This window comes from Azospirillum sp. BE72 (assembly GCF_031455875.1).
GTDB lineage: Bacteria > Pseudomonadota > Alphaproteobacteria > Azospirillales > Azospirillaceae > Azospirillum.
In genome coordinates this window covers 161,730-182,990 of sequence record NZ_JAVDTO010000003.1, presented here as the reverse complement: position 1 = coordinate 182,990, position 21,261 = coordinate 161,730, and the positions used below count along the sequence as shown (strand labels likewise).

Annotated in this window: 17 protein-coding genes; 8 read left to right on the top strand and 9 right to left on the bottom strand. The window is 68.9% G+C overall.

From position 1 onward, the window contains the following. Positions 1–447: 447 nt before the first annotated feature. Both J2Y49_RS12350 and J2Y49_RS12345 read left to right on the top strand, forming a co-directional pair. On the top strand, positions 448–1,011 hold the full coding sequence (locus J2Y49_RS12350) for a DJ-1/PfpI family protein (RefSeq protein WP_310115140.1): 564 nt from the start codon (positions 448–450) through the stop codon (positions 1,009–1,011). Between the two features lie 238 nt (positions 1,012–1,249). Next, on the top strand, positions 1,250–2,947 hold the full coding sequence (locus J2Y49_RS12345) for a methyl-accepting chemotaxis protein (RefSeq protein ID WP_310115139.1): 1,698 nt from the start codon (positions 1,250–1,252) through the stop codon (positions 2,945–2,947). A gap of 200 nt (positions 2,948–3,147) precedes the next feature. Here the strand turns inward: J2Y49_RS12345 and J2Y49_RS12340 are convergent, their stop codons facing one another. Together J2Y49_RS12340 and J2Y49_RS12335 are read right to left on the bottom strand one after the other, a co-directional pair. Continuing rightward, positions 3,148–4,044, bottom strand: coding sequence for a prephenate/arogenate dehydrogenase family protein (locus tag J2Y49_RS12340; RefSeq protein ID WP_310115138.1), 897 nt, complete (start codon positions 4,042–4,044; stop codon positions 3,148–3,150). 112 nt (positions 4,045–4,156) lie between these two features. Further along, positions 4,157–5,068: a hydrogen peroxide-inducible genes activator gene (locus J2Y49_RS12335; protein WP_310115137.1), complete on the bottom strand. Its 912-nt coding sequence runs from the start codon at positions 5,066–5,068 to the stop codon at positions 4,157–4,159. 237 nt (positions 5,069–5,305) lie between these two features. Between J2Y49_RS12335 and ahpC the strand changes: the two genes are divergently transcribed. After that, positions 5,306–5,869, top strand: a complete 564-nt coding sequence (ahpC, locus tag J2Y49_RS12330; protein ID WP_012977724.1) for an alkyl hydroperoxide reductase subunit C — start codon at positions 5,306–5,308, stop codon at positions 5,867–5,869. 421 nt (positions 5,870–6,290) lie between these two features. Then, positions 6,291–7,886, top strand: a complete 1,596-nt coding sequence (gene ahpF / locus J2Y49_RS12325) for an alkyl hydroperoxide reductase subunit F (protein ID WP_310115135.1) — start codon at positions 6,291–6,293, stop codon at positions 7,884–7,886. Positions 7,887–8,049: 163 nt separating this feature from the next. On the opposite strand, the gene J2Y49_RS12320 is transcribed toward ahpF, so the two are convergent. From J2Y49_RS12320 to J2Y49_RS12305, 4 genes are all read right to left on the bottom strand, one after another. Beyond that, positions 8,050–8,415 (bottom strand): hypothetical protein, encoded by a 366-nt coding sequence (locus J2Y49_RS12320; protein ID WP_310115134.1) that lies wholly within the window; start codon positions 8,413–8,415, stop codon positions 8,050–8,052. Positions 8,416–8,513: 98 nt separating this feature from the next. Further along, on the bottom strand, positions 8,514–9,485 hold the full coding sequence (locus tag J2Y49_RS12315; protein WP_310115133.1) for an endonuclease/exonuclease/phosphatase family protein: 972 nt from the start codon (positions 9,483–9,485) through the stop codon (positions 8,514–8,516). 70 nt (positions 9,486–9,555) lie between these two features. Continuing rightward, entirely contained in the window at positions 9,556–10,206 is a 651-nt protein-coding gene (locus J2Y49_RS12310) for a chemotaxis protein (RefSeq protein WP_310115132.1), read from the bottom strand. A gap of 158 nt (positions 10,207–10,364) precedes the next feature. Beyond that, entirely contained in the window at positions 10,365–11,846 is a 1,482-nt protein-coding gene (locus tag J2Y49_RS12305; RefSeq protein WP_310115131.1) for a D-alanyl-D-alanine carboxypeptidase, read from the bottom strand. A gap of 123 nt (positions 11,847–11,969) precedes the next feature. Between J2Y49_RS12305 and J2Y49_RS12300 the strand changes: the two genes are divergently transcribed. Beyond that, positions 11,970–13,832, top strand: a complete 1,863-nt coding sequence (locus J2Y49_RS12300) for an FHA domain-containing protein (RefSeq protein WP_310115130.1) — start codon at positions 11,970–11,972, stop codon at positions 13,830–13,832. Between the two features lie 17 nt (positions 13,833–13,849). Here the strand turns inward: J2Y49_RS12300 and J2Y49_RS12295 are convergent, their stop codons facing one another. From J2Y49_RS12295 to J2Y49_RS12285, 3 genes are all read right to left on the bottom strand, one after another. Next, complete coding sequence (locus J2Y49_RS12295; protein ID WP_310115129.1) at positions 13,850–15,109, bottom strand: MFS transporter; 1,260 nt, start codon at positions 15,107–15,109, stop codon at positions 13,850–13,852. A gap of 400 nt (positions 15,110–15,509) precedes the next feature. After that, on the bottom strand, positions 15,510–16,205 hold the full coding sequence (locus J2Y49_RS12290; protein ID WP_310115128.1) for a hypothetical protein: 696 nt from the start codon (positions 16,203–16,205) through the stop codon (positions 15,510–15,512). A 152-nt stretch (positions 16,206–16,357) separates the two neighbouring features. After that, on the bottom strand, positions 16,358–17,383 hold the full coding sequence (locus J2Y49_RS12285; RefSeq protein WP_310115127.1) for a DUF4118 domain-containing protein: 1,026 nt from the start codon (positions 17,381–17,383) through the stop codon (positions 16,358–16,360). A 309-nt stretch (positions 17,384–17,692) separates the two neighbouring features. Here J2Y49_RS12285 and J2Y49_RS12280 point away from each other — a divergent pair, with 309 nt between their 5' ends. The 3 genes from J2Y49_RS12280 (at position 17,693) to J2Y49_RS12270 (ending at position 21,240) form a co-directional block, all read left to right on the top strand. Continuing rightward, the gene (locus J2Y49_RS12280; RefSeq protein WP_310115126.1) at positions 17,693–18,727 is read left to right on the top strand and encodes an amino acid ABC transporter substrate-binding protein; all 1,035 of its coding nucleotides are present in this window, start codon (positions 17,693–17,695) and stop codon (positions 18,725–18,727) included. A gap of 195 nt (positions 18,728–18,922) precedes the next feature. Next, positions 18,923–20,080: an amino acid ABC transporter permease gene (locus tag J2Y49_RS12275; RefSeq protein ID WP_310115125.1), complete on the top strand. Its 1,158-nt coding sequence runs from the start codon at positions 18,923–18,925 to the stop codon at positions 20,078–20,080. Further along, the gene (locus J2Y49_RS12270) at positions 20,077–21,240 is read left to right on the top strand and encodes an amino acid ABC transporter permease (protein WP_310115124.1); all 1,164 of its coding nucleotides are present in this window, start codon (positions 20,077–20,079) and stop codon (positions 21,238–21,240) included. The genes J2Y49_RS12275 and J2Y49_RS12270 overlap by 4 nt, the downstream gene beginning before the upstream one ends. Positions 21,241–21,261 lie beyond the last annotated feature (21 nt).

Genomic DNA, 21,261 nt, shown 5'->3' with positions numbered 1-21,261 from the left:
CGGTTCATTCGGGATAAGCCGTCGGCGAAGCCACGCCCCTATGGTATGGCAGACCTGCGCCGCATCAACCGGTGGTACGGCCCGGCTGGGCCGAAAGTCTTGAACGGGGCTGGAAAATACCGCCAAATCCCTTGTCTGAGCGCGGATCCGCGATGCCGTGGTCTTGGGTGCGGCGCGGAATCCGTTGTTGACTTGGCACCGCATCGGGACCAATTAAGTCCGCATGCTGAAAACAAACCGATCCGGGACGTAAAGGTCCCACACGCCGGCACCCCGACTTCGGGCCACCGGCGGGCGGAACTGGCCGCCGCGCATCCCCTTGCGCGGCGATGACCGTTTCCCGACCGCCCCCTGCTCCGGCGGGCCCCCGGCGGGTTCTCCCCTGGTCGACATGCCATCGGAGATGGTCCGGCGTTCTTTGGTGAAACGATGAAAGGACAAGACAGTATGGATCAATCGCTCGCAGGAAAGTCTATCGCCATCCTCGTCTCCAACGGCTTTGAAGAAGCGGAGATGACCGAGCCGCAACGCGCCCTGATCAAGACCGGCGCCACGCTGCGTACCATCTCGACCGAGACGGGTCTGGTCAACGGCTGGCACGGCAAGTCCTGGGGCCATTACTTCCCGGTGGACAAGCATCTGAGCGAGGCGCTGGGCGCCGACTTCGACATGCTGCTGCTGCCGGGTGGTGAGCGCAGCGTGGCGAAGCTGCAGCAGTCGGCCCACACCCGCCGCATCGTCGGCCATTTCCTGGATGCCGGCAAGCCGATCGCCGCCATCGACCAGGGCATCCAGCTGCTCGCCATTCCGGGCAAGCTGCGCGGCCGTCTGCTGGCTGCTCCGGAAGCCTACCGCGCCGACCTGACCGCCGCCGGCGGCCGGATCAGCGACGAGGCTCTGGTCGTCGACGACGTCACGGTCTCTGCCCTCGGCCAGGACCAGCTGAACGAGTTCGTCGAAGCCGTGGTGAAGCTGTTCACCGAGCTGGGTTCCGTTCGCAAGGCCGCCTGACCTCCATCCTCAGCCGGTACCGAAACGGCCGCCGCACCAACCGGGTGCGGTGGCCGTTTCGTTTTTGGGCCGGTTCTTTCCCAGACTGTGACCATTGCCCGACCCCGCCGATTTCCGACGAATTCACTCGCCTTCCGCGTTGATAATTTTAAACATTCGGATTAGTAAGGTTGAGGGTCGAACAATACCTTCGGGTGGGACGATTTCTTACCCAAGGCTTGGCGGGGATGCAGGCAAAATGGCTAAAATTCGTGCATTCGGGCGCCTCACCATCCGCGCCAAGATCATCGTCGCCGTTCTGGGCACCGTGGTGATGGCCGGCGCCTTCGGCCTGTTCACGCTCAGCCGGCTGGAAATCCTAAACAATGCCGCCGAAACCATGCGCAGCCGTTCGCTGCCGGCGACCCAGCTGGCCGGTCAACTGACCTCCGCCGCGCAGAGTCATCGCATCGCAGAAGCCGCCTATGCGCTTGCCACCAACGAGATGCAGGTGAACCAGGCGGAAAAGGGCTGGGCCGACGCGGTGGCCGAGGTCACGGCCCGCCGGCAGGACGCCGGCACCCGCTTCACCGCCGGGGAAGGGGCGGCGCGGCTGGCGGCGTTCGACGAAGCCTGGACCGCCTATGCCGCCGCGGCCGACCGGGTGCGCGCCCAAGCCCGCGACGGCAACGCCCAGTCCGCCGTCAGCGTCTTCAAACGTCCCAGCGCCGTCGCCTTCGCCCGCGTGCAGGAGGCGTTGGACGCGCTGGTCGACGGCACGATGGCCGATGCCGGCGCCGTCGCCGACCAGGGGGCGGAGGTCTACAACAGCGCCCACGGCATGGTGCTGGGTGGGGTGACGCTTTGCACCCTGCTGGCGCTGGGCTTCGGCGTCGTACTGGTGCGCGGCATCTCCCGCCCGATCCTCGACGTGGCGAGCGCCCTGGAGCGTCTGGCCGCCCGCGATTTCTCCGCCAGTTTCGAGGAAGGCCGCCGCGACGAGATCGGCCGCATGGCGACCGCCGCCCGCGTCTTCCGCGACACCATGCTCGACACCGAACGCCTCCAGCAGGAGCAGGAGCGGCTGAAGACCGCCGCCGCCGAGGAACGCCGCCGCGAACTGCGCACGCTGGCCGACGGCTTCGAGGCGACGGTGAAGCGGCTGGTCGAAGCGCTGTCGGCCTCCACCGCCGAGATGGCCGCCGCCTCTACCGCGATGGCGGAGGGTGCGGCCGAGACCGCGCGCCATTCCGACGCGGTGTCGTCCGCCGCCGGCCGCGCCTCGGCCAATGTCGACAGCGTCGCCGCCGCCACCGCAGAGCTGTCGGCCAGCTTCGCCGGCATCGCCAGCCTGGTCGCCGATTCCGCCGGCATCGCCGCTGACGCCACCCGCGACGCCGAACGCAGCACCGCCGTGATGGGCAGCCTCGCCGAAGCGGCAAAGGAGATCGGCAAGGTCGTGGACATGATTTCCGGCATCGCCGGCCAGACCAACCTGCTGGCGCTGAACGCGACCATCGAAGCGGCCCGCGCCGGGGAGGCCGGCAAGGGCTTCGCCGTCGTCGCCAGCGAGGTCAAGCAGCTGGCCGGCCAGACGGCGAAGGCCACCGCCGAGATCCAGGCGCGCATCGCCGAGATCCAGACCGCGTCGGGCACCGCGGTCGACACCATCGGCGCCGTCACCCGCACCATCACCCGCATCAACGAGATCGCCGCCGAGGTCGCCACCGCGGTGGAGCAGCAATCCGCCGCCGTGGGCGAGATCGCCGCCAACATCCAGGATGCCGCCGACGGCACCCGCACCGTCTCCGATAACATCGCCGCCGTCACTGCCGCCGCCGCATCGGCGGAGCAGGCCAGCGGCGTGATGGTGCGCTCGGTGGGTACGGTGACGGACGACGCCGGACGGATGCGGCAGGAGGTGGACGGGTTCCTGGGGGCGCTGCGGGCGTCGTAAGAGTTAGCCCCCCACCTATCCTCCCCCGCTTTCAGCGGACCTTTGGTCCGCCTGCCGCGTCAGCACAAAGCATAGCTTTGTGCGAGAGCTGGGCGGGGGAGGGACTGCCGCCGCCTTTCCAAACAAGCACTTGTCCCCTCCCCCGCCCAGCGGGGGAGGGTCAGGGTGGGGGCAATCGAAGCCGACCCTCCATCCCCAAACTACGCCTGCTTGGCGTCGATGATCCCCCGACGAACCGCCCGCGTCTTGGTGAAGTGGTCCTGCAGCTGCTCGCCCTCGCCCCAGCGGATGGAGCGCTGCAGCGCCGTCAAATCCTCGGTGAAGCGCTGCAGAATCTCCAGCACCGCCTCGCGGTTGTTCAGGAAGATGTCGCGCCACATCACCGGATCGCTGGCGGCGATGCGGGTGAAGTCGCGGAAGCCGCCGGCGGAGAACTTGATGACCTCCGACTTGGTGTCCTCCTCCAGGTCGGACGCAGTGCCGACGATGGTGTAGGCGATCAGGTGCGGCAGGTGCGAGGTGATGGCCAACACGCGGTCATGGTGATTGGCCTCCATGATCTCCACGGTGGAGCCGACGCGGCGCCACATCTCCGTCACCCGCGCCAGCGCATGGCGGTCGGCGCCGGTCGCCGGGGTCAGGATGCACCAGCGGCCCTGGAACAGGGTGGCGAAACCGGCCTCGGGACCGGAATGCTCGGTGCCCGCCACCGGATGGCCGGGGATCAGGTGGACGCCGTCCGGCAGATGCGGCCCGATGTCGCGCAGCGTCGCCTGCTTGACCGAACCCACGTCGGTGACGATGGTCCCGCGTTTAAGCAGCGGCCCGATGGCCTCGCCCACCGCGGCAAAGCTGCCGACCGGGGTCGCCAGAACCACCAGTTCCGCACCGGCCAGCGCCGCCGCCAGATCGGTGGTGGCCTCCGCCACGATGCCCAGCTCCAGCGCCTTGGCGCAGGCTTCCGGGTTCCGGTCGGCGCAGACGACCTGCCGCGCGATCCCATACTCCGCCAGCGCCCGCGCCAGGGAGGAGCCGATCAGACCGATGCCGACGATGGCGACGCGGTCGAACAGGGGGGCGGTGTCGGTGGTGACCATGACGCGGGGTGTCCCGAAAGCGGATTGGAAGGCGGATTGAACGGGCGAGAAACCGTCCCGTTTAAACCACCTCGCACCCGTCGGACCAAGCGTTTCTTTGCGGCACGGCCGCTCAACCGTCGTTGCGCGTCATCTCCGCCCGCAGCGCTTCGGCCAGCCGCTGGAAGGTCTCCTTCCGGCCGGAGGTGCGGCGCCAGGCCAGCGCGATGCGGCGGCCGGGGCGGTCGCCGGCCAGCGGGCGCACCGCCAGATCCAGCCCGCGCAGGATGCCCGAATCGACCGCCATCTGCGGCAGCAGCGTCACCCCCAGCCCGTTCGCCACCATCTGAACCAGCGTGTGCAGGCTGGTGCCCTGGAAGGCGGTGTTGTGTGGCGTGGCGTCCAGCGCGCAGGCGGCCATGGCGTGGTCGCGCAGGCAGTGCCCGTCCTCCAGCAGCAGCAGATCCTCCGACGGAACCGCGACGGGCTGCGCCGGGTCGCCGCCGCTCAGCCGGTGGCCGGTGGGGCAGACGAAGGAGAAACGGTCCTCGGCTATGTCCTCCGTCTCCAGGTCGCCCATCGGATAGGGCAAGGCCAGCAGGGCCGCGTCGAGCTTGCCGGCGTTCAGCTGGCCGAGCAGGCGGGCGGTCTGGTCCTCGCGCAGATACAGGCGCAGGCGCGGGAAGGCCTCGCGCAGGGCCGGCATCACGCGGGGGATCAGGAAGGGGCCGATGGTCGGGATCACCCCCAGATGCAGGGCGCCCGACATTGGGTCGGCGGCGGACCGGGTGATGTCCACCAACTCCTCCGCCCCCTTCAGCAGTTGGCGGGCGCGCTCGGCAATCTCGCGGCCGAGCGGGGTCGGCAGCACCGAACGGCGCGTGCGCTCCACCAGCGTAGCGCCCAGCAGGTCTTCCAGTTCCTGCAGGCCGGCGCTGAGCGTGGATTGGCTGACGAGACAAGCCTCCGCCGCCTGCCCGAAATGGCAGCGGTCGACGACGGCGACGAGATAGCGGAGCTGGCGCAGGGTGGGGAGCGGCTTCATGCCGGGATATGTAATCGGATTTATCGATCAGTTCAATTGGTATTTTCTACTTCTCTTGATCACAGATTTCCCGTATTCCTCCTCGGGTCAACGGGACAACGGAACGACGCCTCACCCCAGCCACTCGATAAAGCCCCCCTTGTTCGACCCGGTGCGCCGCACTAAGTCGGGCATGTCACGGCCACCGGCCGGGGATCGAGGCGACAACCATTCATCGCACCCCATCGGAGAACACTAATGTCCTTGATCAACAGCGAGATTAAGCCCTTCAAGGCGACCGCGTACAAGAACGGCAAGTTCATCGACGTGACCGACGCCGACCTGAAGGGCAAGTGGTCGGTCGTGTTCTTCTATCCGGCCGACTTCACCTTCGTCTGCCCGACGGAGCTAGAAGACCTGGCCGACAACTACGCCGAATTCCAGAAGCTGGGCGTCGAGATCTACAGCGTCTCGACCGACACCCACTTCTGCCACAAGGCCTGGCACGACACCTCTCCGGCCATCGGCAAGATCGGCTACACCATGATCGGTGACCCGACGCTGGCCATCAGCCGCAACTTCGAGGTTCTGATCGAGGAAGTCGGCCTGGCCGACCGCGGCACCTTCGTCGTCGATCCGGACGGCAAGATCCAGATCGTCGAGATCACCGCCGGCGGCGTCGGCCGCGACGCCAAGGAGCTGCTGCGCAAGATCAAGGCCGTGCAGTACGTCGCCGCCCACCCGGGCGAGGTCTGCCCGGCCAAGTGGCAGGAAGGCGAGAAGACCCTCGCCCCGTCGCTCGACCTCGTCGGCAAGATCTAAGGGTCCTTCGGGAGCCCTATGGATCGGGGGCCGGTTCCGGCCGGCCCCCAACCCCGCCGCCACGGCGGGTGTTGATTGCAGTACCCTTGGACGGGCCGACACGGCCGCAAGGCGGTTTCCACGGGCCGGCTGCCATAGCCCTCTCCCGTGACGGGTTTCGTCATCGGATTCCCCATCCCCACGAAGGTGGGCACCCAGACGCGCTTTTTGTCGCAGTCCTTTCAAAGCCTGGATCCCCGCCTGCGCGGGGAGGACGATGACGTTTCGAACTCTTCACTGTTTCAAAACCGGACCACTCGCCGGAACCGATACCGCCAACCCGACTCGATCTCCCGATTCGGGCCACCTAATTCTCCGCCCGGACCGCCGCCTTGAAGCGCAGGCGATCCGCCCCGGACACGAGACGTTGGGAAAGAGAGCCATGCTGGACGCCAATCTGAAGACGCAGTTGAAGGCTTACCTGGAGCGCATCACCCATCCGATCACGCTGGTCGCGTCGCTGGACGGCGGGGCGAAGTCGCAGGAGATGCTGGGCCTGCTGGAAGACATCGCCTCGCTGTCCGACAAGATCACGCTGGACCGCAACGGCGCCGACGCCCGCCGCCCCTCCTTCGCGATCAACCGCGACGGCAGCGACATCGGCGTCACCTTCGCCGGCCTGCCGATGGGGCACGAGTTCAACTCGCTGGTGCTGGCTCTGCTTCAGGTCGGCGGCCACCCGTCCAAGGAATCCGAGGAGCTGCTGGAGCAGATCCGCAACCTCGACGGCGATTTCCGCTTCGAGACCTATTTCTCGCTGTCCTGCCAGAACTGCCCGGACGTGGTCCAGGCCCTGAACCTGATGAGCGCGCTGAACCCGCGGATCAAGCATGTCGCCATCGACGGCGCGCTGTTCCAGCAGGAGGTCGAGCAGCGTCAGGTGATGGCCGTCCCCACCGTCTTCCTGAACGGCGAGCCCTTCGCCCAGGGCCGGATGGACGTGGCGCAGATCGTCGCCAAGCTCGACACCGGCGCCGTCGCCCGCGCCGCCGAGAAGATCAAGGCCAAGGCCCCGTTCGAGGTGCTGGTGATCGGCGGCGGCCCCGCCGGCGCCGCGGCCGCCATCTACGCCGCCCGCAAGGGCATCCGCACCGGCGTCGCGGCCGAGCGGTTCGGCGGTCAGGTGCTCGACACCATGGCGATCGAGAATTTTATCTCGGTCTCCCACACCGAGGGGCCGAAGCTGGCCGCGGCGCTGGAACAGCACGTCAAGGACTATGAGGTCGACGTGATGAACCTGCAGACCGCCACCGCCCTGGTGCCGGCCACGCAGGAAGGCGGGCTGATCGAGGTGAAGCTGGCCAGCGGCGCCTCGCTGAAGTCCCGCACTGTGGTGCTGTCGACCGGCGCCCGCTGGCGCTCGATGAATGTCCCGGGCGAGGCGGAATACCGCAACAAGGGTGTGGCCTATTGCCCGCACTGCGACGGCCCGCTGTTCAAGGGCAAGCGCGTGGCGGTGATCGGCGGCGGCAATTCCGGTGTGGAAGCGGCGATCGACCTCGCCGGCATCGTCTCGCACGTCACGCTGATCGAGTTCGACAGCCAGCTGCGCGCCGACGCGGTCCTGCAGCGCAAGCTGCACAGCCTGCCCAACGTGACCGTCATCGTCTCGGCCCAGACCACCGAGGTGCATGGCGACGGCAACAAGGTCGTCGGCCTGTCCTACAAGGACCGCAACAGCGGCGACCTGAAGCGGGTGGATCTGGAAGGCATCTTCGTGCAGATCGGCCTGGTGCCCAACACCGAATGGCTGAAGGGCACGCTGGCGCTGACCCCGCGCGGCGAGATCGAAGTGGACAACCGCGGCCAGACCTCCGTCCCCGGCGTGTTCGCCGCCGGCGACGCGACGACGGTGCCGTTCAAGCAGATCGTCATCGCCATGGGCGAGGGTGCCAAGGCCGCGCTGGCCGCCTTCGACCACCTGATCCGCACGGTACCGGCCGAGGAAGCCGTGCGGGAGACCGTCGCGGCGGAGTGAGAGGGTTATTGCGAAGCGTAGGCTTCGAATGCCCCCACCTAACCTCCCCCGCTGGGCGGGGGAGGGACTGCCGCCACCCTCCCGAACAAGCGCCAATCCCCCTCCCCCGCCCAGCGGGGGAGGGTCAGGGTGGGGGTCTAACGCCGCAAGACTCCAGCCCCCTTCACCCCTTCTTCACCGCCGCCTTCTCCTTGTCCACCACCTCTAAAATCCGCTGCAACGCCTCGGTGCTCAGCGGCGACTCCATCGTCAGCCCATCCCCGAACTTGCGCAGCGCGCCGATGGCGCGGCGGCGGGCGATGAAGTCGTCGTCACCCGCCTCGAACGGCTCGACCACCGGCCCCTTGTAATAGCCGCCGCGGAAGCTCCATTGGCGGCGCCCGTCGGCGCGCCATTCGCTGCCGTCGGACAGCACCATGCAGCGTCCCCCTTCGGTATAGCGCTCCACCGTTGCGGTGGACTGCGGAATGGACTGGCCGCTGCGGATCGTCACGCGGTCGCCGACGCGGAAGCTGGCGGCAGTGAACATGCTGTCTCCCCAATTGGCGCTGGCCCTCTCAACCGGACCGGAGCGCCGCAAAAACCCGAAGACGTTGTTTTCCACCAGTTGCCCCGGCAAATCCAGTCCTACAGCGCGAAACTCGCCACCACAGGCGCATGGTAGCTGACCGGCGACGGCTCGTCGGCGTGATCGACCTCGTCGGTCAGATCCTCGTTGTGGATGGCGACCTCCTGCAGGCGTTCGGTCAGGCGCGGCGAGGTCATCAGATGGTCCAGCAGCACCGGCGTGCCGGCATGCAGGACGGTGTAGCGCCGCGCGTCCGGGATCGCCTGCTCCAGCGGCTCCAGCACGCGGTTCGCCAGCGCCGGGTTGCCGGTGAAGTCGGGGGCGGCGCGGATGATGCGGACGGCGGTCTGCTCCAGCTCGGCGTTGCAGTCGCCGGCCACCACGATCAGCGCGTCGGGATCGGCGTCGAACAGCTGGTCGACCGCCATGCGCGTTTCCAGCGCCTGCCCCGTCCGCTTGATCGAGGCGAGATAGAAGCCCTCCGCCCAGCCGGATGCCGTCTTCCAGGTCTGGGCATCGGTCTTCTGCCCCGGCACCGGGGCGGCGATTGGCGCGCGCAGATGCAGGTCGAAGACATGCAGGATGCGGCCGTCCGGCATCTCCACCTCGGCATGCAGCACCGGCCGGTCCCAGCCGACCTCCGTCTCCGTATCCGACGCCGGGTCGGCGGTGGCGAGGCGGACGCGGGCCGGCGGCACCAGATGGTGGCGCAGCAGACGCGCCGCCCTGATCGGCCAGCGGCTGACGATCACCGGGTTGTGGCGGTCGGCCGGCGACTCGGCGTCGCCGGCGGTGACGTGGTAATCGGCATAACGCGTGCCCTCCAGCAGGCGGGTCAGCGCACGCAAGGTCCGCGGCTCGCTCTTCACCGGGTGCTGGGCGTCGACCTCCTGCAGGCAGAGGATGTCGGCCTCCAGCCGCTCCAGCTGCGGGCGCAGGGTGGCGATCCGCGCCTCGAAGGGCGGCTCGTCGGCATCGTCGTCCAGGTTTTCCAGGTTGAAGGTGGCGATCCGGAACAGCGTGTCGGCCATGAAGGGCTCCGCAGAGGAACGGCGGGTATCGGCGGCGCGACTGTGGAATGTACGCCGCCGGTCGAGCTTATCAGAACAGCTCGACGTCGCCTTCGATCCGCGTCCGGCCCAGATGTTCCATGTAGGACGACTCGTTGCGGGCGATGTCGTGCAGGGTCTCGTCGCCGATCAGCCGGCGCTGGCTGCGCCCGCTGGTGGGGAAGAAGCGCACGCCGCGGGGACTGGCGCCGCCGACGTCCCAGCTGACGGTGGGAATGCCTTCCGTCGCCAGATACTCCATCACGAATTCGACGTTGCGCTGGCCGATGTTGGCGGTGCGCAGCGTGGTCAGGTTCACGTTGGCGCCGCCGAACACCTTGGCGCGCAGCCGGTCGCGCCGGCCGGTGACAGCCAGCAGACGGTTGATCAGCTGCTCCATCGCCGTGGCACCGTAGCGGGACGACAGCGACAGCGCGTCCGTGCCGGCATCGGGCAGAAGGAAATGGTTCATGCCGCCGATCTCCGCCACCGGATCGTACAGGCAGGCGGCGACGCAGGAGCCCAGCGTGGTGGTGATGACGACGTTCGGGTCGTCGGTGACGACGCAGCCGCCGACGACGATGTTGACGACCTCCGCCCCCAGCCGCCGGTCGTGATAGCGGTTGGCGGCGACGTCCTGCCGTTCCAGCCTGCGGCGCAGTGCGCTGCGCGCGGTAGAGGTGCTGGAACTGGCTGTCATCATCGGGTCTGGCACTCCCGCTGCCGAATGGGGACGGATATGGATCGGATGGACGGGCATTCAATTCGCCTGCGGACCGGCTTGCGGACCAATTTGTATCGGATCGACTTTGCCTTGCATTTTAACGGACACGTCATAGTCGGACGTATGACCTATGTCAGTCAATAGGTTAAAACCCACCGCTCCAACATCCCGCTCTGCAACGCACGGGCGTCCGCGGCCCAGACACGCGCGTCGGACGGGATGGCGGTCACCCGGCGGTCCAGCGCGGCGTCCATCGCCGCCCGGCGCCGGGCATCGGTGATGAACAGAACGAAGCCCAGCCGCCGGCCGCTGGTTGCGGTCAGCAGCCCGGCCAAGCCCTTGACATAGGCCAGGGTCCCGGATTTGGCCCGCACGCCGGGCGGCAGCGCCTTGCCGTCCTCCTCCCCCGGCAGCAGGTCCCACAGCGCCGGCCCGCCGGCCCGCAGCAGCGCCGCCATCTGCCGTGGCGTGGCGCGCGACCCGGTGCCCAGCCCCGAATGATTGGCCAGCCGCAACCCGCCCCACCCGGCCCCGTCCAGCGGATGCCGCGCCAGCAGGCCCTGCAGCATCGCCGCGGAATGCCCGAGCGTCGCGACGGCCGGATCCAACCGGCGCGCGGCGGCCAGTCCGATCACCTCCGCCGACAGGTTGTTGGAATGGCGCAGAAGCCCGCGGACCAGTTCCGCCACCGGCAGGCTGTCCAGGGTCGCGATCGGGACCGTCCCGGCTGGTGCCCGTCCCGGCAGGGGCGGCGGCAGGGCGATGCCGGCCTCGGCGGCCAACCGGCGGAACAGCGTGGCGGCGGCCAACCCCGGCCGGGCCACCGGCACCCAGGCTGCCCCGGCCTCCCCCGCTGCCGGCGCCGTCATGCGCCAGCGGTCCGCCCCGTCCGGCAGCAGCGGAAAGCGGCCGCCCGCTGCCATCGGCAGGACGGTGACGCTGTCCAGCGGCAGCCGTCCGGCATCGGCGACGGTCAACGCCTCCGGCCCGCCCCGGCCGCCGCGCCCCCAACTCAGCAGGACACGGTTGTAGTTCAGCGACAGCGCCCCGGCGCCCGTGTTGTAGGGAGCGGCCCAGGGCTGGCCGGAATCGATCTCCGCCAGTTCGGGCAGCAGCGTGGTGTCGTAGAGGAAGCGCCCTTCCACCCGGCGAAGCCCGGCGGCACGCGCTTGGTCGAGCAGTTGCAGCAGCCCTTCCGTCGCCAGGGCCGGGTCGCCGCCGCCCTGCAGAATCAGGTCGCCGCGCAGCACCCCGTCGGTGGACAGCCCACCGCCGGACGATTCGCCGCCGAGCAACCGGGTGGCGAATCGGTGATCCGGTCCCAGCAGGGCCAGCGCCGCCGAGGCGGTCGGCAGCTTCGCCACAGAGGCCGGGATGAAGGGGGTGTCGGCCGCCCGCGCCTCCACCGCCCGGCCGCTGTCGGGGTCGAACAGGATATAGCCGACCGCGGTGCCTTCGGGCCCCAGGCCATCGAAATCAATGGTTGCAGCATAGGAAGGCCGCGCCACTGCGGGCAGAGCAAGGCAGCCGAGCAGGCCGAGGAACGGACGGCGGCCCAGCGGCGTCGCGTACAGGCGGCGCTTCGAATCGGGACGGCCGGAACCGGGAAGGACTGTCAAGGGTCGGGTCTTTCCGCTTCTGATGCAGGATTTCATAAAGTATTTTGGGGAAAAATCGCTGGAAATCGCGAACAGGGACGTAGCCGGCAGCAGTCCGACAGGGGCAGGCCGAAGGGGGATGGCATGGCGATGTCCAAGCGGCGCGAGGCGCGCTTCGAGGTGGTGGTCGAACAGGGCGGCAAACCCAACATCGACGGCGTCTTCGATGACGAGAAGTCGGCGACGGAGCGCGCGAATTTCCTGCTGCGCCTTGCCAAGTTCCCGGTGGTGCGGGTGGTAAAGGTCACCGGGACCGGCCGGGAAGAGACGATCTTCCAGAAATCCTCCTCCGGCGGCGCCAAGCTGACCACCATCTCTCCGATCGAAGAGGCCAGCCTCTGCACGAGCGTGCTGCAGGTCTTTTCCTTCGACAGCCGGATGACCCTGCTGCGGCTGCTGCGCGGTTATTGGGACGACCAGGGCGTCATTCCGTCCGAGCAGCTTCACCGCTACTATCCGTTGCGCTACTTCGAGCGGGAGGCGCTGCTGTTCAACCCGGCGGTCAGCCGGCTCGCCGCCATCCAGGCGCCGATGCTGGGGCTGAAGCCGCATGAACGCTACGACCAGATCATCCGCCTGTTCGCCGGGCTGAAGGAACTCGCCCAGGCGTCCGACACGCTGGCCCCCTTCGATCAGGCGCTGATGCGCGGCGGGATTTCCGGCCTGCTGCTGGCCGCCGTCGACCGCCCGGTGGAGGAACGCGACCGCATCGTCACCCACGCCTTCGGCACGCTGCTGGAGCCGCAGCGCGAGTGGGGGGCCAAGCTGGCGGCCGTCCTGCGCCTGCACCGGGAAGGCGACGGCGAGAGCAGCCGGCTGGTGGACGAATTCACGGCGGAGATCGTCGACGGGCGGGAGCCGATCCGCGCGCTGATCGGATACGCGCCCGACCTGGGCAGCGCCATCCTGGCGCTGCTGGCCACCCTGCGCGGCGACCTGGACGACCGCCTGCCCCACACCGAACCGCTGCTGGCGCTGTCGAATGTGCTTGGGTCCGATGGAACGACAACCGGCTTTCCCCGGACGCGGGAGGCACTGCTCAACCGCATCCGCGGCGGGCTGGACGGGCTGACGCCGCTGACCCGCACCGGGCTGTCCAGCGACGCCCGCGCCTTCGGCGCCATCGTCGACGGGATGATCGCCTTCGACGGCTTCATGGGCGGCCCGGCCATGGCGGAATCGCTGACCCGCCGCGGCAAGACCGTGTGGGCGGCCGGCGGCAGCGACCTGCCCTTCGAGGAAACGATGACGCGGCTGGCCGGACGCTTCGGCGCCGCGGCCGGGCGGCTGGGCTACCTGCTGGACCTCGGCACCAGCGCCTACGGCCACCGCAAGATCAGCACGGTCATCCAGCATGTCGCCGACGAGTTCGGCCGGGTGAAATCGGCTGCCGAGCTTGCCGCCCCCGGCGCCTCGCTCCAGGAGGTGCGCGAGGGGCTGGGCCGCCGCCTGCGTGCCGCCGGCATCCCCCGGGCCTTGGCCGACGGGCTGATCGCCAAGATCGCCACCATCCCCGACGAGCAGCGGATGTCGGTGACCGGCAGCGGCATCCTGGCCGGATCGCGAATCGCGCCTCGGATGCCGGAGGTGACGGTCGACCTGCATGCGCCGCCTGCGCCGCGCCTGACGCTGAGCTTCCAGGGCCGGTCGGTCGCTCTGCCCGACGCCGGCGGCGACGTCGTGATCGGCCGTGCCGCCGAATGCGGCATCGTGCTGGACCATGCCTCCGCCTCGCGCCGCCATGCGGTGGTGCGGCTGCGCGACGGCGCCTTCACGCTGGAGGATCTCAGCCGCAACGGCACCCGCCTGGTGCGGCAGAACGGCGAACAGCGGCTGCTGAAGCTGGGCGACGTGGTGCCGCTGTCCGGCCGGGGGGAGATCGTCATCGGCTCCCTCGACCTCGGCGAACATCCGGCGCGGATCGCCTGGGACGTATCGGGACGTTAGGAACGGACGTCGGCGGATCAGTCGCCGGCGCAGGCCTCGGCCAGCCGGGCGTCGGCGGCACGGCTGGTGGCGCGGCTGGTGGCGCGGTCGTCCAGCATCGCCACCGCCCACACGGCCAGACCGCCCAGCGCCAGCGCCGAGCCGACCCAGCCGGTGGAGGTCCAGCCCCAGCCGGCGGCGATCGCCATGCCGCCCAGCCAGGGGCCGAGCGCGTTGGCGGCGTTGAAGGCGCTGTGGTTCAGCGCGGCGGCCAGCGTCTGCGCGTCCTCCGCCACATCCATCAGCCGGGCCTGCAGCGGGGTGCCGAGCCCGCCGCCGCAGCCGATCATGAACACCACGACCGAGACCAGCCAGACATTGCCGGCGGCGAAGGGATAGAGCGCCAGCGAGCCGGCGCTCCACAGCAGGAGGAAGGCGACGGTCGGCATCAGGGCGCGGTCGGCGGCCCAGGCGCTGACCAGCGTGCCGACGGTCATGCCGGCGCCGAACACCGCCAGCACCACCGGCACCGCCGACGGCGAGACCTGCGTCACCTCCATCAGGGTCGAGGCGACATAGGTATAGACGGCGAACATGCCGCCGAAGCCGATGGCGCCGATGCCCAGCGTCAGCCAGACCTGCCGCCGCTTCAGCGCGCCCAGTTCGCGCAGCGGGCTGGCGTCCGGGTGCGGGCGGTCGTTGGGGGCGAAGATCCAGACCAGAAGCACGGTCAGCAGGGCCAGCAGCCCGACGACGCCGAAGCCCCAGCGCCAGCCCATCGCCTGCCCGATCCAGTTCGCCATCGGCACGCCGACGATGGTCGCCACCGTCAGCCCCAGCATGGTCCGCGACACCGCCTGCGCCCGGCGCTGCGGCGGCACCAGCGACGCCGCGACAAGGGCGGCCACCCCGAAATAGGCGCCGTGCGGCAGGCCGCTCATGAAACGGAAGACCAGCATCCAGCCATAGGACGGCGAAAAGGCGCTGGCCACATTGGCGGCGGCGAAGACCGCCATCAGCCCGATCAGCAGGGTCCGGCGCGACAGCCGGGCCGCCAGCACCGCGATCACCGGCGCGCCCACCACCACGCCCAGCGCATAGGCGCTGATGACGTGCCCGGCGGTCGGCTCGTCGATGCCGAGGCCCTGGGCGAAATAGGGCAGCAGGCTCATCGTCGCGAATTCGGTCGTTCCGATGGCGAAACCGCCCATGGCGAGCGCCAGAAGCACCAGCCCGGGATGGGCCGGGGCCGCCTGTGCCCCGGCACGCATGTCGCCGTGATGGCCGGCAGAAGCCATGGTCGTTTCTCCGCTGTCGCCGCTTGATGAGGGAATTCTGGAACCCGGCGGTCAGGGGGCGGAAAACGACCGGGACAGGGTCAGGATATTTGCCCCACCCCCGCTGAGGCAATCCGCCGCAGGCCGCCAATTTCGCAGATGCGAGATGAGCGACAGGCATGGCTCGGGGGGTGGAGGACATTCCCCTCTCCCCCGCTCACGCGCAAACTTCGTTTGCGCTGACGCGACAGGCGGACCTCCGGTCCGCCAAAAGCGGGGAGAGGGTCAGGGTGAGGGGGATGCATGGCGAGGATTCCCGCAAAGGCACGCGGTGCATCCCCCTCACCCTCCCCACGCCTGCGGCGCGGGTCCCCTCCTTCTCCCCGGGGGAGAGAGGGCTTTCATGCGCCCCTCGGAAATCCTACAGCAGATCCTTGAACAGCGGCATTTCCGGCGCTTTCGGGGTCTTGCCCTGCTTGCGTGGGGCGGACTTGCGTTTCAGCTTGTCCTCGGCCTTGGCGGGCTGTTCCACCGGCAGTTCGGGGGCTGCCATCGGCATGGGCAGTTCGGCCGCCGGTTCCGGCGCCTCCTGCGGCGGAGCGGACTCAGGCTCCGGCGTGGCGGCGACTTCCGGCACCGCTTCCGCCACCGGCTCCGCTGGCGGCACAGCCTCCGGGGTCAGCCCCGGCGCAAGCTCGGGCACGGCTTCCGGCGCGGCCTCCGTTTCGGCGGCCGGTTTCGCGGCCTTTTTCCTGGAGGGTCGGCTCGGCGCGACGCCGACGCCGTCCTTGGCGCGCTGCTTGCCCATGTCGCGCGCCTGGGCTTCCGGCGCGGCGGGATCGTCGGTCAGCCATTTGCGGCGCTTGATGACCTCGTTCACCCGGCCCTGGTTCACACCCAGCTGGAAGGCGATCTCCTGCTGGGTCATGTTGGTGGTTTCGTGCAGATGCAGGATCTCGGCGGCCAGTTCGGGCGTCATCTTGCGTCCGGTCAGGCGCCGCGCCGGGCGGATGGAGCGCTGGCTGCGGTCGCGCGCCCTCAGGGATTCCAGGATCTCCAGCGCCGCCGTGTTGCCCGCCGCCTTCAGCGCATCCTCGAATTCCTTCAGCGTCGCCATAAGCTTCCCTCCCCCTGTCGCCGGCCATTCGCCGGCCGGTCCCCGCTGCAACCGGCAGGATCACAGATAGTTCGTCCCATGGCGACGGAAAAGCCGCAATGGACATTGGGATAAGCGCTGGCGGGACAAGCGCTGGCGGGACAAGCACCGGCTCAGGCGGGAAAGCGCAGGTCGATGCGCGTGCCGGCGCCGTCGGCGGGGCCATAGCTCAACTGGCCGGACAGTTGGCCGGCCAGGCTCTGGATGATCTTCCAGCCCAGACTCGGCAGGCGCAATACGTCGATCCCCACCGGCAGGCCGACGCCGTCGTCGGTCACCCGCAGGTGCAGATGGCCGGGATGGTCCGGCACGGCATGCAGTTCGATGGCGACGATCCCGCCCTCGCGGCCAACGAAGGCGTGCTTCAGGGCGTTGGTCAACGCCTCCACGATCAGCAGGGCCAGGGCCAGCAGCCGTTCGGGCGACTGCGGCGCCGCCCCGACCGAGACGCGGCAGGTGACGTGGGGCTTGCCGGCGGCCTCCAGCATATCCTGGCACAGCGCTTCGATGTGGCGGCCGAAATCGTCGCCGGACCGGGGGTCGTGCAGACGCCGGTGCACCCGCGCCATGGTGTCCAGCCGCCGCCCGGCCTCCTCCAGCGCCGCCATCGCCCCTTCCGGCGATCGGCCGACCGACCGCCTCTGCAGGTCGAGGACCGACGAGACGAACTGCATGTTGTTGGCGACCCGGTGCTGCAGCTCGTGGAACATGGTGGTCTGCGCGGCCAGCAGGGACGCGGTGCGGCCGCGTTCCTCGTGCAGGCGGGCCAGCGTCACCTGCATGCCGTGGATCAGCGCGATGTCCACCGTGACGATCACCGCATAGAAGGCCAGCGCCAGCCCGCTGGAGGCATTCAGCGTAAAAGTGTCGTAAGGCGGAATGAAGAAGTACCAGGCGGCCAGCCCGGAGAGCACCGCCGTCACCACCCCCGGCCCCAGCCCGACGACGAAGGTGGTCAGGATCACCGCGGGGAAGAAGGTGAGATAGGGGAAGCCGGAGGGCAGAACGCCATCGACGGCCCAACGCAGCACCAATGCAACGGCGAATGTCAGCAGCCCCGCGCCATAGCGCAATGCTGGACCGCGCCGCAGCAGCGAAAAGCGCGCCACCCGCTGCCAGACCGTCCGAACCGACCCCATCGACATCCCGTTCCCGCAATTGCCGACGCTAACATATCACCGGCATCCGGCGCTTGTAGGGTCAGTCTGCCGATGACGCACGGAATTTCTCTGGCCAGCCCCGTGACCAGTATCGGGCGAAGCGCAACCGGCGGTTTCGCCGTGGGAGAGGGGATTTGTTCAAAGCTGTTCACATCTCCGCCACATCCGTTCAAGACCGCGGGGCACTTTGTTCAATCCGCTGAGCGATTGTCGGCCTTGCGCGGCGGCCGGGGACCATGCCCCGCCCCGGCGCCCTTAAAATGAACAAGGCTGAAGGAGCCACGCCCCGTGAAGACCCGTCTGAACGCGCTCGCCATCGCGGCCACCCTGTCCGTCTCCGCTCTCGCCCTGTCCGGCACCGCCCAGGCCGGCGCCACCTTCGACGGCGTGAAGCAGAAGGGCTACGTCCAGTGCGGCGTCAATCTGGGCCTCTACGGCTTCTCCTCGCCGGACGACAAGGGCAAGTGGTCGGGCCTGGACGTCGACGTCTGCCGCGCCGTCGCCGCCGCCATGTTCGGCGATGCCGAAAAGGTGAAGTACACGCCGCTGTCGGCGCAGCAGCGCCTGCCGGCCCTGCAGTCCGGCGAGATCGACATCCTCGCCCGCAACACCACCCGCACCCTGACCCGCGACACCGCCAACGGCCTGAACTTCGCGCCGACCAACTACTATGACGGCCAGGGCTTCATGGTGTCGGCCAAGCTGGGGCTGAAGAGCGCCAAGCAGCTGAACGGCGCCACCGTCTGCGTCCTGCCCGGCACCACGACCGAGCAGAACGTCGCCGACTTCTTCCGCGCCAACAAGATGACCTTCAAGCCGGTCGTCATCGAGAAGAACGAGGAGCTGCACAAGGCCTTCTTCAGCGGCCGCTGCGACGCCCTGACCTCCGACGCCTCGCAGCTGGCCGCCATCCGCGCCGCCGAGACGCCGAACCCCAACGACTACGTCATCCTGCCGGAGCTGATCTCCAAGGAGCCGCTGTCCCCGGCCATCCGCCAGGGCGACGAGGAATGGGCGAACCTGGTGACCTGGGCCTTCTACGCCATGGTCCAGGCCGAGGAGAAGGGCATCACGTCGGAGACCGTCGACGCCGCCATGACCTCCCCCGATCCGGACGTGAAGCGCCTGCTGGGCGTCACCGCCGGCAACGGCAAGGCTCTGGGCGTGGAAGAGAACTGGGCCTTCAACATCATCAAGCAGGTCGGCAACTACGCCCAGAGCTACGAGCGCAACGTCGGCGCCGGCTCCAAGCTGAAGATGCCGCGCGGCCAGAACGCCCTCTACACCGATGGCGGCATGATGTACGCCCCGCCGATGAAGTAAGGCCGCGCATTGCCCCCACCCTAACCCTCCCCCGCTCCGCAGGGGAGGGGATCTCTCCCTCCCCCGCCCAGCTCACGCACATAGCTCCGCTTTGTGCTGACGCGGCAGGCGGACCGTAGGTCCGCTGAGAGCGGGGGAGGGTCGGGGTGGGGGCAAGTGTTCGCCCGCCTTCACTCCCCCGCACGGAGCATCACCATGACCAACCTGATCCAGGCGCTGAACTCCGCGCGCGTGCGGGGGTGGCTGTACCAGGGGCTGTTCCTGGCCGGCGCCCTCGCCGTCGCCGGGTATCTCGTCTCCAACACGCTGACCAATCTCGCCAACCGCGGCGTCGCCACCGGCTTCGGCTTTCTCGAACGCGAGGCCGGATTCGAGATCGGCGAAAGCCTGATGAGCTACGCCGCGTCGGACACCTATCTGCGGGCGCTGGTCGTCGGCCTCTTGAACACGCTGTCGGTGTCGGCCGCCGCCGTGGTGCTGGCCACCGTGCTGGGCGTGGCCATCGGCGTGGCGCGGCTGTCGTCGAACTGGATGGTCGGCCGCTTCGCCGCCGTCTTCGTCGAGACGGTGCGCAACGTGCCGCTGCTGCTGCAGCTGGTGGTCTGGTACACCATCATGAACCGGCTGCCGAGCCCGCGCGAGGCGCTGGAGGTGGTTCCTCACGTCTTCCTCAGCAACCGCGGCATGAAGTTCCCGGTGCTGGCCGAGCATCCCGGCCATGGCTGGGCCTTCCTGGCCCTGCTGGCGGGCATCGCCGCAGCGGTCGCCATCGTCCGCTACGCCCGCCGCCATCGCGAGGCGACCGGCAAGCCCTTCCCCACCCTGCCGGCGGCCGTCGCCGCGGTGGTGCTGCCCCCAGTCGCGGTGTTCGTCGCCACCGGCGCACCGCTGGCCTTCGACGTGCCGGCGCTGGCCGGCTTCAACTTCGAGGGCGGCGGGTCGGTCACCCCGGAATTCACCGCGCTGCTGATCGGCCTGTCGGTCTACACCGCCGGCTTCATCGCCGAGATCGTGCGCTCCGGCATCCTCGCCGTGCCGCATGGCCAGACCGAGGCCGGGCTGGCGCTGGGCCTGTCGCCGGTGCAGATCCTGCGCCTCGTCATCCTGCCGCAGGCGCTGCGGGTGATCGTGCCGCCGCTGACCAGCCAATACCTGAACCTGACCAAGAACAGCTCGCTGGCCGTCGCCATCGGCTATCCCGATCTGGTCAGCGTCACCAACACCTCGGCCAACCAGACCGGCCAGGTGGTGGAGGCGGTGGCGATGATGATGGCGGTCTATCTCGTCATCAGCCTGTGCATCGCCGGCTTCATGAACTGGTACAACCGCCGAGTGGCCCTGGTGACGCGATGAGCAAGGAAGTCCCGACCAACACCACCACCGCCTGGGCCGCCTCCTATGAAGAGGAGCCGTCGCAGGCCTCCGTCCCGCCGCAACCCAACGGCGTCACCGCGCTGAAGCCGCTGGGCTGGGCGCCGGTCAACTGGGCCAAGGCCAACCTGTTCGACACCCCGCTGAACACGGGCCTGACCGTCCTCTGCCTCGCCATCCTGTGGTTCACCGTGCCGCCGATGGTGAACTGGCTGCTGCTGAACGCGGTGTGGAGCGGGTCCTCGGAGGCCTGCCGCGAGGCGGCCGGCGCCTGCTGGTCGATCATCGCGGTCAAGCACCGGCTGATCTTCTTCGGCACCTACCCCTACGAGGAACAGTGGCGCCCCTTCCTGGCCTGCGGCCTGTTCGTGGCAATGCTGGGCGTAAGCGGCGTGCGCGCCTTCTGGCGGCCCGCATTAGCCGTCGCCTGGGCGCTGGTTCTGGTCGCCATGGGCGTGCTGATGTGGGGCGGCATCCTCGGCCTGACCTATGTCGCCAACGACCGCTGGGGCGGACTGCCGATCACGCTGATGCTGTCGGTCTTCGCCATCGCTCTCGCCTTCCCGCTGTCGATCCTGCTGGCGCTGGGCCGCCAGTCGTCGCTGCCGGCCATCCGCACCTTCTGCATCGGCTTCATCGAGCTGATGCGCGGCGTGCCGCTGGTCAGCGTGCTGTTCATGGCGTCCGTCATGTTCCCGCTGTTCCTGCCGGAAGGCGTGACGGTGGACAAGCTGCTGCGGGCGCTGGCCGGCCTGACCCTGTTCACCGCGGCCTATCTGGCGGAAGCCGTGCGCGGCGGCCTGCAGGCGATCCCCAAGGGCCAGTACGAGGCCGCCGACGCGCTCGGCCTGTCCTATTGGCAGAAGACCCGGCTGATCGTCCTGCCGCAGGCGCTGCGCATCGTCATCCCGCCGATCGTCAACCAGTTCATCAGCTGTTTCAAGGACACCTCGCTGGTCACCATCGTCGGCCTGTACGACCTGCTGACCGCCGCCACCGTGGCGACGACCGACCCCGAATGGCGCCCCTACTTCGCCGAGGTCTATGTCTTCGCCGGCATGATCTTCTGGCTCTTCTGCTTCAGCATGTCCCGCTACAGCCAGTGGCTGGAGCGTCTGGCCAACCGCTACACCCGCCGCTGACCGGCCTTCTGGAGACCGACA